The organism is Roseibium sp. RKSG952 (genome assembly GCF_009711355.1).
On sequence record NZ_SMMF01000902.1, the window covers coordinates 1 to 17,253 of the forward strand.

Annotated in this window: 16 protein-coding genes and 1 tRNA gene; 1 reads left to right on the top strand and 16 read right to left on the bottom strand. The window is 57.8% G+C overall.

Translation table 11 applies throughout. The annotated features are described in order from the left end of the window. The 13 genes from E1297_RS16740 to E1297_RS49185 form a co-directional block, all read right to left on the bottom strand. A partial coding sequence (locus E1297_RS16740; RefSeq protein ID WP_196223338.1) for a FecR domain-containing protein occupies nucleotides 1-849 on the bottom strand: 849 nt, incomplete at its 3' end. Between the two features lie 196 nt (nucleotides 850-1,045). Next, a complete protein-coding gene (locus tag E1297_RS16745) occupies nucleotides 1,046-1,972 on the bottom strand; it encodes a FecR domain-containing protein (protein ID WP_155140240.1) in 927 nt (308 codons plus the stop codon). 9 nt (nucleotides 1,973-1,981) lie between these two features. After that, nucleotides 1,982-3,307 (bottom strand): tetratricopeptide repeat protein, encoded by a 1,326-nt coding sequence (locus tag E1297_RS16750; RefSeq protein ID WP_155140242.1) that lies wholly within the window; start codon nucleotides 3,305-3,307, stop codon nucleotides 1,982-1,984. 267 nt (nucleotides 3,308-3,574) lie between these two features. Next, nucleotides 3,575-5,185 carry a bifunctional UDP-sugar hydrolase/5'-nucleotidase gene (locus E1297_RS16755; protein ID WP_155140244.1) on the bottom strand — a complete coding sequence of 537 codons (1,611 nt, stop codon included), beginning with the start codon at nucleotides 5,183-5,185 and terminating at the stop codon, nucleotides 3,575-3,577. Between the two features lie 223 nt (nucleotides 5,186-5,408). Further along, nucleotides 5,409-5,615, bottom strand: coding sequence for a DNA gyrase inhibitor YacG (gene yacG, locus E1297_RS16760; protein ID WP_155140246.1), 207 nt, complete (start codon nucleotides 5,613-5,615; stop codon nucleotides 5,409-5,411). A 45-nt stretch (nucleotides 5,616-5,660) separates the two neighbouring features. Continuing rightward, complete coding sequence (locus E1297_RS16765; RefSeq protein WP_155140248.1) at nucleotides 5,661-6,287, bottom strand: Maf-like protein; 627 nt, start codon at nucleotides 6,285-6,287, stop codon at nucleotides 5,661-5,663. Between the two features lie 38 nt (nucleotides 6,288-6,325). Further along, a complete protein-coding gene (gene infA, locus E1297_RS16770) occupies nucleotides 6,326-6,544 on the bottom strand; it encodes a translation initiation factor IF-1 (protein WP_006939340.1) in 219 nt (72 codons plus the stop codon). 117 nt (nucleotides 6,545-6,661) lie between these two features. Then, nucleotides 6,662-7,114 (bottom strand): low molecular weight phosphatase family protein, encoded by a 453-nt coding sequence (locus E1297_RS16775; RefSeq protein ID WP_368669589.1) that lies wholly within the window; start codon nucleotides 7,112-7,114, stop codon nucleotides 6,662-6,664. A 5-nt stretch (nucleotides 7,115-7,119) separates the two neighbouring features. Further along, nucleotides 7,120-7,623, bottom strand: a complete 504-nt coding sequence (locus tag E1297_RS16780) for a UPF0262 family protein (protein ID WP_155140252.1) — start codon at nucleotides 7,621-7,623, stop codon at nucleotides 7,120-7,122. An 18-nt stretch (nucleotides 7,624-7,641) separates the two neighbouring features. Beyond that, complete coding sequence (hisD, locus tag E1297_RS16785; protein ID WP_155140254.1) at nucleotides 7,642-8,937, bottom strand: histidinol dehydrogenase; 1,296 nt, start codon at nucleotides 8,935-8,937, stop codon at nucleotides 7,642-7,644. A 51-nt stretch (nucleotides 8,938-8,988) separates the two neighbouring features. Then, nucleotides 8,989-9,534, bottom strand: a complete 546-nt coding sequence (locus tag E1297_RS16790) for a DUF2948 family protein (RefSeq protein ID WP_155140256.1) — start codon at nucleotides 9,532-9,534, stop codon at nucleotides 8,989-8,991. 75 nt (nucleotides 9,535-9,609) lie between these two features. After that, nucleotides 9,610-10,899 (bottom strand): UDP-N-acetylglucosamine 1-carboxyvinyltransferase, encoded by a 1,290-nt coding sequence (murA, locus tag E1297_RS16795; protein ID WP_155140258.1) that lies wholly within the window; start codon nucleotides 10,897-10,899, stop codon nucleotides 9,610-9,612. Nucleotides 10,900-11,088: 189 nt separating this feature from the next. Then, nucleotides 11,089-11,256: a hypothetical protein gene (locus E1297_RS49185; RefSeq protein ID WP_196223339.1), complete on the bottom strand. Its 168-nt coding sequence runs from the start codon at nucleotides 11,254-11,256 to the stop codon at nucleotides 11,089-11,091. 389 nt (nucleotides 11,257-11,645) lie between these two features. Between E1297_RS49185 and E1297_RS16800 the strand changes: the two genes are divergently transcribed. After that, nucleotides 11,646-11,720: transfer RNA gene (locus E1297_RS16800), tRNA-Thr, on the top strand. 106 nt (nucleotides 11,721-11,826) lie between these two features. Here E1297_RS16800 and E1297_RS16805 read toward each other — a convergent pair. The 3 genes from E1297_RS16805 to E1297_RS16815 all read right to left on the bottom strand — a co-directional run bounded on the left by E1297_RS16805 (nucleotide 11,827) and on the right by E1297_RS16815 (nucleotide 16,876). Continuing rightward, complete coding sequence (locus E1297_RS16805; RefSeq protein WP_155140260.1) at nucleotides 11,827-13,059, bottom strand: hypothetical protein; 1,233 nt, start codon at nucleotides 13,057-13,059, stop codon at nucleotides 11,827-11,829. Continuing rightward, nucleotides 13,010-15,412 carry a mechanosensitive ion channel family protein gene (locus tag E1297_RS16810; protein WP_155140262.1) on the bottom strand — a complete coding sequence of 801 codons (2,403 nt, stop codon included), beginning with the start codon at nucleotides 15,410-15,412 and terminating at the stop codon, nucleotides 13,010-13,012. The genes E1297_RS16805 and E1297_RS16810 overlap by 50 nt, the downstream gene beginning before the upstream one ends. 372 nt (nucleotides 15,413-15,784) lie before the next feature. Beyond that, a complete protein-coding gene (locus E1297_RS16815) occupies nucleotides 15,785-16,876 on the bottom strand; it encodes a DUF2336 domain-containing protein (protein ID WP_155140264.1) in 1,092 nt (363 codons plus the stop codon). Nucleotides 16,877-17,253 lie beyond the last annotated feature (377 nt).

Consider the following 17,253-nt stretch of genomic DNA (forward strand, 5'->3'; position numbering starts at 1 on the left):
GGGTGGCGGGGGACCACGCCTGCGAATATCTTCGTCGATCTGATCCCGGGTGACAATATTTACGTCTAGAGGCTTGTACCGCGTCCCTCGAAGCGGTGGTGGAGGCCGGAACATGCCGGGTTTGGGCCGGGGCGCTGTCCGGACAGCGCCAAGCCCGGAATTCACCGGCGGCAGCCCACTACGGGCGATGCGGGATGGCGGTGGCGGTTTCAAAAGGCCACCGCGCAATTCCGGCCGGCTGGTAAGTGCTGTTTGGACAAAGCCGATATCGCGCGGTGTTGTCCGCCTTACTTTCGAGCGCCCGGTCGAAGCAACCTCAAGTGTGTAGCCGGGCTGATATAAACGGCGTTTCTGCCCATTGCGCCCCTTGAAAGTCAGCATCTCGCCGAAAAGGAATGAAAAGGCCGAGCGATCGCTTCGGCTTTGGATATTGGCAATTCCGCCACGAATACCGATCGTGCCAATCGTGGTGTTGATCGCGACCCCACCCTTCCTTTTGCTGAGCTTGCCTCCTACAAACCGGGCAACTCCCTTTCCGAAGCTGGCGACAAGCCTGCCGGAGCCGTCCGCAGGATTATAGACAAACTCATCGATCACCAGATCGGAATTCGCGCCCACTGTGAACGTAGACCCGTCCCGCAAAAGCACCTGGACCAGCCCCGACCCGGAGGTTTCGATTCTCTGCCTGAAAATGACGTTCTCGCCCAGCACGATCATGCGTCTGGATGAACCAGGATTCGTACCGAAGGCATCGGGATTGACCGCAGCAGCGACCCCGACATCACGCGCCCAGGACACAGGTACACCAATGGCAGCAGCCAGCAACCATGCGGTGAATACCAAGACCATGCCCGAACATGTTCGTCGACAACGCATCCGGAGCCCCCAAACTCGCGACTGTGCAGAGCAGCTTTGGACGTCAACAAACCGCTAAATACGCATCAATATAAAACAATTATCATGTGAATTTACTGTTTAAATACATAATTTACGCTTAGGCATATTTATCACTAAGCTGATAGGAATACAAAAAATTTCATCAGTACTATTCTGCAGGAGGGATACGCGGCGGTCGAGGAGGCACAGGGGGAGAAGGTGCCGGAACCTGGGTGTCGATCCCGCCCCTCAAGCGCCGCTGGTCCAGAGTGTGCGGCTGGATCAGTCTCGGCTCTACATGCCGAAAGGAGGTTGCGCGCACCCCTTTGGGCGGCGGAGGGGAACCGCGCCGATTGATCGATCGACCGGAATTCACATCAGGCAATCCCGATCTTGCAATATCCGCCCCCGTTGGCGGCTGGCGTATCCCGCCCCTTTGCGCCGGCCGCCCCATCAAGTCTGACTGGAATGCGGCAACAGCCTGCGGTGTGGCCCTGTGAACCTTCGGCGGCCCATCCAGCCCAACGCTGATCGCATATCCCGGCTCGAAGATACGAACCTTTTCACCGGACGGACTTCGCAGAACGATGTCACGGCCATATACCAGCGAAAAGACACCTTCATCTTCCGCAACCCTCAGGTCGGCGATGGCACCACGAATCCCGATCACGCCGACCGGCGTGCGCACCGTAACACCTGTTTCAGTCTTGGAGAGCCTGCCGCCAACGAAGCGCGCCACGCCCTTTCCAAACGAGACCGCAAGTCTGCCGCTACCGGCATCCGGGTCATACACAAACTCATCAATGACAAAATCCGAATTTGCGCCAATCGTGAATATCGACCCGTCGCGTAACAGGACTTGAACAAGGCCGGTTCCGGTGGTGCGAATGCGCTCTTCGTAGATGATTTGATCGCCCAATACGACCGTTCGCTCAGCCCGCCCCGGAGGACGCCCGGTCGCCATGCGATTGACTGCGGCTGCGACACCGATGTCCTGCGCAAGGGCGGACCGAAAGCCAATTTCAGGCACCAGTAAAAGCGCCGCAACCGCTCCGGCAAATGCCAACAGATGGGTTCCTGACATTCTAGCGGTCACGCCCGCCTCCTAAAAGGACTTGGCGACAGAGAGCATCGCGGAGGTATTGTTGTAAGTCGAGACGTCATAGTTCGATTGCTGGCGCCGGAACTCACCAGTCAGACCGATCAGCACGTCGGAACGGACCGGAACCGCCAGAACCCCGCGAATCCAGCCTTCATTGTCCCGTTGACTTTGGGTTGGATCAATCAGTGGATCGGGCCCCTGGTATTCGCGGTAGATGTACCCGGCCTCGAGATCGATAGACCAGTCGTCCGCAATCCTCTTGATCGGTGACGGGAATTGATATGTTCCCCCGACACCAATCCCGAGTTCCCAGCTTTGGGTAAATTGCCGGACTGTCTCCTCGAAGTCTCCGAGCAAAAGCGTGCGCGCCGTAAAGGATCCCGAAACCTGCCGCGTGAGCGTCAACAGGGTTTCCAGCTGATAGCCATTCCGGTCTGACACCGTCGGATAGGCAGCAGTGTCATTGTACCAGCGCTGACGGTACTCGAGTTTGCCATCAAAAAACGTGAAGGGACCGAACGCATAGGCAAGGCGGCTGCCGACCCCGACTGTCCCGTTGTAGTTGGCGTGGTCCAGCCGGATGCCGGAGAGAATCCCGTAAACACCCAGCCTGCCATTGTCGAGGCCAATCCTTTTCAAATTGAACGACGGACCAAACGTCAACTCCGCAAGCCCGGTATCAAGCCGAACCAGATCCGCATACCGGGCCGCATAAACAATCAGGTCGGCTTCCAGAAGATCTCCCTGGGCTCCCAGATCATAGGCTGCGTGGATATTCGCAGCGATGAAGCCATTATAGTCCGCCCGGCCAGTTGCGGTTTCATCAAGGATGAAAGTCCCGCCATTCAAATCAACCCTTCGGCTACCCGGGGCTGCATTGGCATTTGTCTGGTAACGTGCGCCCGCAACAACGGTTGCGCTAAATTCCGTCGTCCGGTCCTGTTGGTCTATGGCGGCCAGATAAGTCGCGACCCGGGCCTCAACCTCCGGAGGCACATTGGGAGCACTGAGAGCCGCTTCGAAATAGCTTCGTGCAACGTCAAAGGCGCCGAGCCGATAATACAGCACACCGAGCTCCAGCTGAATCCGCGGCAAGCCGGGAGCGAAAATCAGCATACGCTCATAGGTACCGATTGCAGCTTCGAAATCCCCGTTTTGTGCAGCGATTGTCGCGTAGTCGAAGGCCACATCCAGATCTGCAGGATTGAGCAGCATGGCATTCAAAAGTGCAAGCTGGCGGGCTTCCAGTGCTTCGGCTGAGAGATTGGCAGATGGTGTGCCGTCTTCCCCGGCTGTTTGCGCAAGTGAGGGTACCGCGCCGAGTGCCAACAACGCGGCGCAAAGATAAATAACCCGAACAGCTCGCGTCCCAGCACCAAACACCCGCAAAGCCCCTTTCCCGCACGCAAGGGCATGACAGTTTCGACAGCAAAAAGTGCCGAAACGTAAGTTTTTAAATTGTTATGGACTTTAGCGCCTTGAGTCGAGACACGGACCGCGCGCTGCCGTCACAACAAAGCACTAGTGTTGCGTTTGGGAAACAAAAAAGGCGCACCGAAACGGCGCGCCTTCATTATTTACTTGCCACGGAAGAGCTTATTGCTCGGTGATACGGCCATCCAGATAAGGCGTATAGCCATTATTGGCAGCAATGTAGTCTGCCAGAACGAGCTCCAGTCCGGGGCCGAAGTCATAGGCATTCGCACCGTTTTCCGCAAAGACCTTGTAGCCGTCACCGCCCGAACGCATGTAGTTGTTGGACACAACGCCATAGGTCTTTTCAGGGTCGATCGGCACCCACTCACCGTTTTCCATCACTTCAACAGCAAGAATACGGCCTTCGCCTGCGGGCTTGGACTGGGTCCAAGTGTATTTCAGTCCGGCGACCTGCGGGAAGCGGCCAGCACCTTCCTCGACCTTGGACACACCATTTTCAAGGGCGGCGATCACGTCGGCACCCGAAAGCCGGAACGTCGCGACCGTGTTCTGAAATGGCAGAACGGTCAGAACTTCACCCATGGTGACCTCGCCCTCATCAATCGAGGACCGCAAACCACCACCATTCTGGATCGCAATCTGAACGCCTTGATCCTTCACGCGGTCAAGCATCGCGTCGGCAACGAGATTGCCCATCTGGCACTCCCCTGCCCGGCAGCTGGTGCGCGCGCCGTCAATCGGCGCTTCGGACGAACCGATCACCTTGGCCTTCAGTTCCTCGATCGGCGCTCCCAGTTCTGCAACACGTGCCTGAAATGCCTCGTCCGGCGTGACAGACGCATCCAGCAGGATCGGCTCGCCCTGCGCGGAGAGAACATTGCCATCATCGTCGAAGGTCACATCGATTTCGCCAAGAAACTTGCCGTAGGCATAGGCTTGAACGATCGGAACCTGCTTGCCTTCCGGGTTCTCAACCAGAACCGGATACGGGCCTTCCGCGCGTTCCTGGGTATTGGAAAGCAGCGTGTGGGAATGTCCGCCCACGATCAGGTCGATGCCCGGAACAGCGGCCGCAATTTCCTTGTCACGACTCAAACCCGCATGGGTCACAGCAATGATCTTGTTGATACCCGCTGCTTCCAGAGATTCAACGGCTCCCTTCAAGTAGTCTTCAGCCTGAATGAAACGCACGCCCTCTCCCGGAGACGACGTTTCATCGGTATCCTCTGCAAGCGCAGAGACAATGCCGATCTTTTCGCCACTCTTCTCCAGAACCAGCACGCCCGGTATCTTGCCCTTCAGAAGCGGCTCGTTTTCAACATGGGTGTTCCCGGAAATCACCGGGAATTCTGCCGCCTCGATGAAATCTGCCAATCCTTGGGAACCATCATCGAATTCGTGGTTGCCAACAGCCATCACATCGACGCCGAGGCCGTTCATGAACTCAACGGCGGCAGCGCCCTTGTAGGTCGTATAAAACAGGGATCCCTGGAACTGGTCGCCGGCGTCGACGACGAGATAGTCCTTGCCTTCGTTGCTCAGCGCGTCGCGGCGCTCATCAAGCATCGTCTTCACGCGCGCGATACCGCCGAAACACTTGCCCTCGGCCTCACCTTCCGCGTTACAGGTCGAATCATACTTGTTGATCGACTCGATCCGCGAATGCAGATCGTTCAGGTGAAGGATTGTCAGGGAGTAGTCGGCAAATGCCGTGGACGAGAGCATGGTCGACGCGGCAAGGACCGCGCTGCCAAGGAACAGGTTTTTCATCAAAGCCTCAACTTGCTTTTTTTATATCCAGCCACAGCTGCCGGTTGGTCGGTCCGGAAGTGTAGCCATCCTCTGCGAAGATTACTTGTCATTCTTGACAGTTTATCAAAAGAACCCCGTCAAAATAAACAGTGCCAAACTTTATGTCCGCAGGAGCAGGGGGCAATCAAGTGAAAAATAAGCCGGCTCATTGATTTGCGGGACTCGCGCCGGGACAATCTCCCTAGCTATTGCCCCCGTCATCGGTGACGCGGTCCGACTCATCCATGTCATCGGTCTCAACAACCGGAATCGTATAGCCTTCGCTGAACCAGCGATTGAGGTCCACCTTTGCACAACGATCAGAGCAAAACGGATAGTCTTCCGGCGTGGACAGCTTGGAACAGATAGGGCAAGGCCGCATCCGCCGCTCTTGTCTGGTCTCGCTCATGTCAGTTTCTTTCTTTCCGGTCCGGGCTTATCTAAAACCCGGAACTCAGGCGGCGGTGTCGGCCCAGTTGCGATGAACCGGATAACCGGCTCCTGACAGCAGGGCCGCCGTTTCGGCAACCGGCAGTCCGACCACACTTGTATAGGATCCGGCCAACTTGATGACAAAGCTCCCGGCCAATCCCTGGATGGCGTAGCCACCCGCCTTGCCCCGCCATTCTCCGGAGGCAATATAGTCGTCCATGTCCTTGCGCGACAGGCGCTTGAACCGGACGCGGGTTTCAATCACCTTTGCGCGCGTCTTTCCGTCCGGCTGGCTTAGCGCCAGACCGGTGAAGACCCGGTGCCCACGGCCCGACAACAATGACAGGCAAGCCATGGCCTCGTCGCTGACCTCGGCTTTCGGCAAGACCCTCCGGCCGACCGCAACCACCGTGTCGGCGGACAGGACAAGACCCGGCTTCAAATCCGGGTCCCTGTCGACAAGTTGCCGCACAGCCGCAGCCTTTTCCCGCGCCAAACGCGCAGCAAGCGCGCGGGGTGTTTCAAGCCTTTGAGGCGTTTCGTCGATATCGGCCGGCATCAGGTGATCCGGATCCAGCCCTATCTGTTGAAGAAGGGCCAATCGCCGCGGCGACGCGGAAGCGAGAATGAGAGGCGGAGCGTCGGTCATGGATCCGAAAGTATTATGCCTGCACGACGGCTGTCACCCTACTTGAAGCGGTAGGTGATGCGGCCCTTGGTCAGATCGTATGGAGTCATTTCGACAAGAACCTTGTCGCCAGCCAGTACCCGGATACGGTTCTTGCGCATGCGCCCCGCCGTATGGGCGATGATTTCGTGATCGTTTTCGAGCTTTACGCGGAATGTCGCGTTCGGGAGCAATTCCGTGACGACGCCCGGAAACTCCAGAGCTTCTTCTTTTGCCATATGCTTTCCTGATAGAGGATGTCAGATGAGCGGGGAACCTAACGGATCAGCTTCGGAAAGGGAACCATTCTTTGGCATAGTCTTCGCATTGTTCGAATTTAGTTCCTGATGCGGTCCTCATCCGCTCGGAGGCGGCGTCCAATCCAGCCGTTTTTTGATGCGCATCATCAGCTGATCACGGATACCCCGGTAGGAATCCATGATCTGTTCCCGGCTGCCGGTCGCAAGCGTCGGGTCCATGGTCGGCCAATACTCCACATCGACGGCATCCGTCCGGGTCAGGTCCAAGGCCTTGTGATGGGCTTCCGGAGCAAGTGTCACGACCAGATCGAAGCCTGATTCATCAAGTTCCTCAAAGGTTTTGGGATGGTGTCCGGCCATATCAATGCCGATTTCGGCCATCACCGCATCGACAAACGGGTCGAGTTGCCCCTGCCGGACCCCCGCAGACCGGACATAGATGCGCCCCGGAAACAGTTTCTCGGTAATCGCGGCAGCCATCGGGGAACGCACGGCATTCATCCCGCACGCATAAAGCACCGCAGTCGGACGATTGCCCGGCCCGGCCACTTGCCCTAGCCTTTCCAGTGAAGCGCGTAGACCAGCGTAAACAGACGGCGGGCGGTTTGCATATCCACGTTCACTTTGCCGTCAAGACGCTCCATCAGGATCGTCGAGCCCTCATTATGCACCCCGCGCCGCCCCATGTCGATCGCCTCGATCTGGCGCGGTGTCGCCGTCCGGATCGCCTCATAGTAGCTCTGGCAGATCATGTCATAGTCCTTGACGATCTTGCGCAGGGGCGACAGCGACAGGACATGAGTGACAACCTGCTCGCCGTTTTCGAGCCGGATTTCGAAAACGAGCCGCTTTTCCACCACTGACAGATGCAGGACGTAGTTCGCCGACGGTTGCCCAACCGGCTGGAACTGGTTTTCCTCGATCAAGTCATAGATCGCGACCGCCCTGTCGTGTTCGACATCCGGGGTCGACCGGGCAATCGAGGCCTCGTCAAGAACCACATCCACCAGCTTTCCGCTGCTGCGGCTGCCGCCATGCTCCTCCCTGACCTCACTCATCCCCGTTGTCTTCCCCCGTTAGAGATTGAGCCTTATGGCTACTGATCGGGCGTGCGCAGTCAAGCCCTCGGCTTCGCCAAGGGTGATGGCCGCCGGGCCCAGAGCCCGCAAACTGTCCGGCGAGCATTTCAGGATCGAGGTGCGCTTGACGAAATCAAGCACCGAAAGACCCGAGGAGAACCGTGCCGAACGGGCGGTCGGCAGGACGTGATTGGACCCGCCAACATAGTCTCCGATGGCCTCGGGCGTGTGATGACCGAGAAACACAGCCCCGGCATTACGCACTTTTTCAAGCAGCCTTTCCGGATCGGCGACAGCCAGCTCCAGATGCTCCGCCGCGATCCGGTTGGCAAGCGGCATGGCCGACATCAAGTCATCAACGACAATGATTGCACCGAAATCCTGCCAGCTCGCCCGCGCCACATCCTCGCGCGGCAAGGTTTTCAACTGCCGTTCGACCGCGCTGGCAACCGCATCGGCAAGCTCGGGACTGTCTGTGATCAGGATCGACTGGGCAACCGGGTCGTGTTCGGCTTGCGCCAGAAGATCGGCAGCCACCCAGTCCGGATGGCTGTCGCCATCCGCGAGGATCAGCACTTCCGAAGGCCCTGCAATCATGTCGATACCAACGGTACCGAAGACCCGGCGCTTGGCTGCTGCCACATAGGCATTGCCCGGACCGACAATCTTCGACACCGGTGCAATCGTGTCCGTGCCGTAGGCAAGGGCCGCCACGGCCTGTGCCCCGCCGACCCTGTATACCTCGGAAACACCCGCGATATGAGCTGCAGCCAGAACTTGCGGGTTAAGAACGCCGCCGGGGCTTGGAACCACCATCGCGATCCGTTCCACACCGGCGACAAGTGCCGGAATGGCATTCATCAAAACGGAGCTGGGATAACTCGCAAGCCCACCGGGCACATAAAGGCCAACGGCCTCAACCGCGGTCCACCGGGAGCCAAGTTCGACGCCAAGGGCGTCCGTATAACGATCGTCCTTCGGCATCTGTCTTGCGTGATGGGAGCGGATGCGGTCCGCAGCAAGTTTCAAGGCGTCCAGTGTTTCCTCCGGCACCTCGGCGACAGCGGCCTCGATTTCCGCTGCCGTGACAACAAGGTCCCCTGCCGAAGAAACGTCTACCCGGTCGAACTTACGGGTGCAGTCGACCAGCGCCGCATCGCCGCGCTGACGGACATCTTCCAGAATGTCCCGGACAGTCAGATCGACATCTTCGGACACTTCACGCTTTGCGCCCAGAAGCTCGGCAAAACGGGCATCAAAATCGGCATCTTTAATCGAAAGGCGGCGGGCCAAAGGGCTGCTCCTGAAATGCTTGACGTATTATTTGCCCACAATGGGGTCACTTCAATTGAGATCGTGGGCGGGTTTGTTGGGCGTCGACCAGGCAGCGCCCAGATCGGCAAGCTGCGCCTCGATGCACTCCACCTCCAGCATGACCGTGCCGCCACCGGCAAATTCCAGCTTGACCCGGCCGGACGGACCTTCGGAGGGCTCGAATGTGACCGCGAGCAGCTCCAGCACCGCATCCTTGGCATTCTGCCGGATTTTGGAAGCCTTCATGGCCGAAACCTGCGAGATTGCCAACGCGGAGCGGCGGCGCTCATGCTCTTGCGTGCGCTTGTCGGCTTCCTGATCCCAGACAAAGCGGTTCATTACGAAAACCGCCTTTTTTTCTTTCGGAAGATACCGGATATCTCCCACCATCATGATGGCGTCCTGCAAATGGGTCGAAATGACCTCAAGATCTTCCACGTCGAGAGCTGCGAGTTTTAGCGGACCATTCGCTGTCACGTCCTGTTCCCCTCTCCTGTCATGATGGTCTGTACGACCTGACACCAGTTTTGGCACCGCTTGCGCATCCTGCTCAACACAAGCGCTTGCAAACACCATTCATTGCGATCCCGTAGCCGGGTTTCACGGTTTTGGCAATCGCCCGGCATGCTCCAGACGGTCACGGCACCCGCTTCAGGCGCTGATGCGCTGAATATTTGCGCCACAATGGGTGAGCTTGTCTTCCAGCCGTTCGAAGCCACGGTCAAGATGATAGACCCGGCTGACCGTGGTCTCGCCCTTCGCAGCCAGACCCGCAATCACCAGAGATACGGAAGCCCTGAGATCCGTTGCCATCACAGGCGCGCCGCGCAAGGTAGACACGCCGTCAACTGTTGCCGTATGGCCGTCGACATGGATCTGGGCACCGAGCCGGGCCAGTTCCTGCACATGCATGAACCGGTTTTCAAAAATCGTTTCGGTAATCCGGCTGGACCCGCCGGCCATGGTCATCAGCGCCATGAACTGCGCCTGCAGATCGGTTGGAAAGCCCGGAAAAGGCTCTGTCGTCACATCGACCGGCTGAATGCCGTTGCCATTGCGGTAGACCTTGATGCCCTCAGCCGTCTCCGTAATCTGCGCTCCGGTCTGGCGCAGGGTTTCCAGAGCCGTGTCGAGCAGGTCCCCGCGCGCGCCCTGAAGCAGAACGTCGCCGCCGGTCATGGCAACCGCCATGGCATAGGTGCCAGTCTCGATCCGGTCCGGTAGAACCGCGTGATGCGCGCCGTGGAGGCGCTTCACGCCCTGGATCCGGATGACAGATGTGCCCTCGCCCTCAATCTGTGCGCCCATGGCACGCAGGCACTTGGCAAGGTCCACGACTTCCGGCTCGCGGGCCGCATTGACGATTTCGGTCTCGCCGTCTGCAAGGGTCGCCGCCATCATGATCGTGTGGGTCGCACCGACAGAGACTTTGGGGAATTCAACCCTGGCCCCCTTCAGACCACCTGGCGCGCGGACGACGACATATCCGCCCTCGATCTCGATCTCGGCCCCAAGCGCGGTCAGCCCTTCAATGAAAAAGTCCACCGGGCGCGTTCCGATGGCGCATCCACCGGGCAACGACACACGCGCTTCGTGCATCCGGGCGACCATGGGACCAATCACCCAGAAACTTGCACGCATCTTGGACACAAGCTCGTAGGGCGCGGTGGTATCGACGATTTCACGCGCGGTCAGACTTATGGTCTGGCCTGCCAGAGCGTGCTGGCCATTGCGCTTTCCATTGACGGCGTAGTCGACCCCGTGATTGGACAGGATATGGGACAGCTGGGCGACATCGCGCAGACGCGGCACGTTGGAAAGCGTCAGGGTTTCGTCGGTCAGAAGCGCGGCAATCATCAAGGGCAGCGCGGCATTCTTGGCACCCGAAATCGGGATCACTCCATGAAGTTCATTGCCACCGGTGATTCTGATGCTGTCCATTATCCCATCCTGGTCTGCGCTTCACCGCGCGTCATGATCCGGCAACTTGCCACAAATCCCAAGCAAAGCGGCGATCTACACGCAAGTGCCGGTTCATGCAAGGCAAGGCACCAGAGGCGCAACGCCACATCTTTGAGCATACCCTTGGCTGTTTGAGCACCCCCGCACCTGGCCTTGAGCGCTTGCGCCCTAACCCGTTGTTTTCTTCGTGGCCGCCTTGCGGCGCCTCAGATTGGCCCGCAGAGCTTCGGCCAAGCGCTCTTCCCGGCTTGCCTTTGCACCCGCCTCATCCGTGTTGCGGACCGGCCTGGAAGCCTTGCCAGGCGCCCTCTCGTCATCTGATTGCTTGGAGTCCATTTAGCCTCTCCAGTGATCCGGCCGCACCGGCCAGCCCGGCGCTACGGAATAATCCGCCGACCGATCATGGTCAAACAATAGTTGACCGGCTCATATTGGTGAACTGTCTGGTGAACCGGCGAATTCTTTTCCACAACGCCTCGCCGTTTTGACAAGCAAAAAACTGACGGAATTCTAAGCCATTCGACAACCGGGAGCTAATCCGGCGACGTGCAGCTACGCCGTCCATCAACAGCAAAACGAAAAAAGACACGACAAGCGCTTGCGCCTTCAAAACAGTTGTGGCAAAAGCCGCCTCATTCCGGGCGGCACAACTGGCCGGAAGCGCTTTAGACGACCTTGTCGGCACACCAGCTGCCTGATGTTTAGAGGTCAATTACTGCGCAGATGCTGCCGTAGCTCAGGGGTAGAGCACTCCCTTGGTAAGGGAGAGGTCGAGAGTTCAAATCTCTCCGGCAGCACCAGAAAACAATCACTGAATGTTTATGTGTTTTTTTACGCAGAAATGCGTGGCCAAAGACCTTGGTAACACACAGCCCGCAGCAAATCCGGCGAAGCCAGATCTCCCGATCAGGACATCTTCCAGAACCGAAATTTCGCGCGAAGCGCCTTTTCCTGGCTCCACCGCTTCAACCGGAAAGCCGGAGACAACGACAAATCCTGCGCCCTGTAGTCTCCCGACAGGAAGACCTTGTCGAACTGACGCATGACAGGTGCGGGCGCCAAGCCGGAGGTGGACGCGCGCGCCAGTTCCGTGTCACGTGCCGAGACTTGCGTCTCGAGCAGAAGGCACAGCAGATCGGCACGATTTCGGTACACCCAGGTTTCGGATGGGCTGAGATGGACATGATTCTGATCCATCCCGCCTGCCCAGGTGAAAACCGGTTTGCCGCAAGCCAGAAATTCCGCGTTAGCAAGCCCGAAACTTTCGCCGATCTTCTTTGCATTCAAACCGGCATCGCAGGCGTGAATGAAATTCGATTTTTCCTGCAAGGTCACGCGAGCCGGCAGGAACAGAGCCCGCTCATGAGCGACAAACGGTTCGGTATTCAAAAACACTAAATACAGATTGTTCCGTTTTTCAAGCGCTTGTCGGACAGCGGTTTTAGCAAAATCCAGATTGAACTGGTCAAAACCGCCATAGCGCCCGACAACAAACGCATCCGCCGGTATCCCATGCTCCGCGCGGAAGTCCTCCGATGGAGCGGGAAGATCAACAATATGGGGAACATGCGGCGCCTGTCCGCCTGTCATCCAGTCCGCGAGCCACTTCGAAACATAGGCGTAGACGTCGGCGCTGGGTTCGAAGTGCCGGAATACGGCGTGAATGCCTGTACGCTCGGCCAAATTGCACGGCACAGCCCCCTGCCCGCCCGTAATGAAATAGCAAAAATCAAGGTGTGCGGCTTCTGCCGAACTGCGGAAGTCCTCCGCACCCTCATAGCCGATCATCCGGAATTTGCCGGCAAATTTCCTAAGGACATCGGCATTGCTCTTTTGCTTGTCGTAGAAGACAACGGCTTCATGTCCGAGCTGCTCCTGAACACCTGATGCGTAGTCGTAAACCGCGACGCTCATGCCGCGCTCATTGATCGCGGCACCTTGAAAGCCAATGCGCATTCCGGAAGTCCTCAGGCTGGTTTCCCCCGCCATAGCGAAGCGCACCCAGCCTGTCCAGTTTGTTTTGCGGGCATATGGCAGGCTCACCCGATCACCACGCAAGGTGAAGCGCACAACCCGTGCAAGGAAAAAGTCAAAGCTGGTCTGCGGCCGCCTGACCGTTCCCGGCTTCTTCTCCCTCAATCACGCCGGCCGCCCCAGCCCCTGCGGCGGCTGCTGCCTTAAGGGCCTCCGGGCTGGGCTTGCCGCTGCCATTGGTTTGAGTCTCGTCCGTCGCAACCCGAACGGTCACTTGCTTGTGGGCGAACTTGATGCCGTTTTGTTCAAACAAATCCTGCAGACCGGCATAAACCACCTTGCGCAACTCGAACTGCTTGCCCGGCTTGGTCATGAATTTCACACGGGCAATCATCGCCGAATCTTCCATGGCCAGAATACCCTGCGATTTCAAAGGCTGCAGGAACATCGGCCCGTAATATTCGTCGTCCAGCAATTGCTGACCGAATTTCTTGATGATCTTGCGCATCTTGTCGACATCGGTGTCATAGGTGACCCGGAAGGCAAGTTTCATCATCGCCCAGTCACGCGCGTAGTTTTCGACATGCTGAATTTCTCCAAACGGCACGGTGGTCAGCGCTCCACGGTGGTGGCGCAGCTGCATCGAACGAATCGAGATTTTCTCCACAACCCCCTTGGCACTGCCGATATCAATGTATTCGCCTTTGCGAAAAGCATCGTCGAGCAGATAGAACGCGCCTGAAAAAATATCGCGGATCAGCGTCTGAGCGCCAAAACCTATGGCCAAACCAACAACCCCGGCACCTGCGAAAAGCGGACCTATATTCACACCCAGCTCCGAGAGGATGACCATGGCGGCAATCACCACGATGGTGATCAGCAGGAAGTTGCGGAAAATCGGCAGAAGCGTCGCGATCCGGCTCTCGCCCGGGCCGCCAATTTCCGCCTCCTCGTCCTTTTCGGCCGGGGATTCCTTTTCGATCTGCTGATCGATAAAGACTTTCACGGCCTGGTAGGTCATGTAGCCGACAAAGCCGACCAGAAGGACATCTATAAAACTGCTGATAAAGGACTGACTGCCAATAATCGGAACGCCCCAACTGAGTGCCAACATGTAGGCGGCACCAAACAGGACAAGGATCTTGGCCCCATGATCAAGCAGGTGCCTGAACGGACTGCGGTGCGCTTCCCGGTCGGCAGCCTCCGCCTCTGCCTGGGCCGCGGATTCAACCGGGCTGACATCCTCGCCTTCCGCCTCCTCGGTGCGCATGATGTCTTCGGCGATCGCCGCCTGTGATTGAGGCGTATCGAGCCGCGGCAGAAGAAGCCGGTCGATAATCAACACCAGCACCCCGTAAGCAGCAGCCGCAATCAGCATCACCTGGATCGGCGCAACGACAAGGCCGGTGGCGTCGGGCAAATCCAGCAGAACCCGAACCGCAGAAATCGCGAAAGCAATGACAAAGTAGACGACCGCAATAATGTGCCAGCCCTGTGCCAGGATCCGGCGCCACAACGCTACGGGCCCGGTTGCCAAAACATCGAAGGCGGCAGGCCCGCCCTCCTGCGAACCGCTTGCACCCGCTGCCCCGAGAAACAGACGGCCGATCACCTTTCGAAAGGCAATTGCGATCGTGCTCAGGATGAGCATCGACAGAAAGGCTGCGCCGATCAACGCCAGCTTGTGGGGTTCTTCCGGCAACCCGAGACGGTCCATCCAATTGCACAAGGCCAAGGCTGCAGCAGAGATCGCCGCACCTCCAAGGAGACTGAAATACAGCCCCCGCGCCTCATGATCGCTCAGCGGGATCAGGCGATGGCTTTCAGCGTCCGGGACAATAACATTGAGAAACACGATCCGTACAAACAGGAACAAGAGCATCACACTGAGGGCTACAATCGCCGTTTGCTTGGCCGCATCCGGGGCACTGTTGAGAACCAGAGCCAAAATGCCCGCGACCAGCAGGAACACGACCAGTCCGAGGGTCATGATAATGGTGCGTATGAATAAGTAAGAAATTTTATCGGCGCGGTGAAAGACGTCGGCGCGATAAAGGTGCTCGAATTTCGGCCGGACCCAGCGCTCAAGAAGTTGCATGGCGGCCAAGCCTGCCAGGATGGCAATCACAACCCCGATTATTGCATTCGGAAGCCATGAAAGACTGCCGTCGTCTCCCTGAGACCGCAATGTTGCCGCCATTGACGATCCGAATTGGGGGAGGGCTGCGATGATCCCGCTCAATTCGTTGCGGGCCAGGACGGCTTGCTCGGAAAGCATGTCCACGTCCGCCATCGCGGACGCTTGCGATACCGTCCGGCCCGCAGGCTCGCTGCTTGCCGCAGCAGCACTTGCGTTGCCAGCCGCCCCGGTCTCTTCCGACGCCTTGCTCTCGGATTGTGCCGACTGGATCAGCGACAAGATCCCTTGCGCTTGCGCGGGCACCGCCGCAAAGGCGGGCGCAAGGATTAGCCCCAAGACAAGAAGAAGACCCAACCAGTGTTGGTACCGTCGAGACATTTGGCAGTCGTTCAAGTTGCGTAGAAAGGACCTGGCCATACTCGCATCTCCGCAATTAGTCCCCTTCTGACAAACCACGGATTAATCATCATGAAAAGACCCAAGGCCGGATTTAGACATTCTTTATTAACGCTACGTCCAAAGCATACTTTGATTTTCGTTTCCGGCTCGCAACATGTCACTAAAACAATGACTTGGTAAATTTCTTGACCGATGTCCGCATCGGCTCGCACCTTCCCTGAAGTATTCCGCCTCGAAATCGCCCAACCTGGTGCAGGCCTCCCCCCCCTCAACGCCGCAACGGGCTTCACAAAAAGCAAAAAAACCCCGCTGTGAGCGGGGCTGAAACAAAAGGTAAACAACCAGCTACGATCAGTTGAGTGTCACATCCTTCCAATGCGCCATTTTGCGCTTGGCATCCGCTGCACTCATCCGTTCGAACTTCCGCATGGCAGCCGTCCTACCTTCGGGTGTCAGCCGATGCCGCCACGGACCGACGGACAAGAGCCCGCCGACGGTGATGGCCGAAATGCCCGAAGCCTTCGCAATGATCAAAAAGGGTTCGGGGTCTTCCCGCACCATCCAGTGGCTCGCTTCCTCAATCCCGCATCTGACCAACCAGGCAAAAGCGGCAACGGCTTCCGGAAACCGGTCTTCAGATGCAAAGCGGCGCAGGGTGGTTTCGCTCACCATGCCGCGCTTGGCAAGAAGAAGGACCCGGCTGCGGGCCGTCTCGAAATCATACCGGCTAAGCCAGTACCTGTTGGTCATCCGCCGCGCCGCGACTTCCTTGGCCTCGCCCAGACGGGCTGCTTCGGAGGTCCGCCCGCGCTCCTTGAGCTTGCGGCGGACTTCCTCGCTGGCAATCACCACAAGAGCGCGGATATGGTTTTCGGCGAGATCGACGCGGTCGGCAAGAGACATCTGCAAGGTGGCATCGGCAGCTGCGTCGCTGACAAGGACCGACATGGAGGCTTCGGAAAGCCGTGCCCCGTCATTGGCCGCAAGCCTGCGTTTCACGCGCAGGTCCCCCCGGCGCACCAGCACATTTGTCAAATCCTCGGACAGGATGTCGCGATGCGCAATGGCAAACCGGTGTGCGTCGCCCATATCGGTGGCAATCCGAACGAGGTCCGCGTCGCGCAAGACGGTCGACCGTTTCAGGATCGGAGCGGCAACTTCGATTTCATCCTCCGCCAGCTTGCGGATGGTTTCTTCCGGCCCGCGCCGCAGTCCGGCCATCTGCTCCGCCACATAGCGGCGCACTTCAAGTTCGACCATGTCGACGAGACGCACGAGAACGGAATCATAAATATCGACCTGCTCGTCAGAACAGCGATCGGATGTTAGGGCAAAGAGGGTTGCCACATGGCGTGCCAATTCTGCACGGCGCGCGCGTCCAGCTTCCCCGGTCAGCTCCGAGAAGTTCACCAGTTCAGTTTTCAATGCATCGGACTCGGACATAGATTCTTACCTGAGTGAATTCCCGTCTATTATGGAGGATGAAGCTCAGATTTAAAAAGAAGAAGAACGCTTCGGATCAAAATGGAAACGTGGTTTCCCAAATCTTTACGTACCTTCTGAACACCCTCCCCAAAAAACTACAACCCCTTGATTTATATAAATTTAATTGACTCAACTTTAACACGGCTTGCGTTGATAACGCAAACTTGAAAGCGAAAAAATCGGGACAAATGCGGAATTATGAGATCAATCCGGACTTACATGAGCCTTGCGCCTTGGTGCGAATTACACCTTTAAGAGCACAACTACAGCAAACTCAATCAAAAAGTGTTTGTCCGCCCGCTGATTCGCATTGGCCACTACAACGCCGTACCATG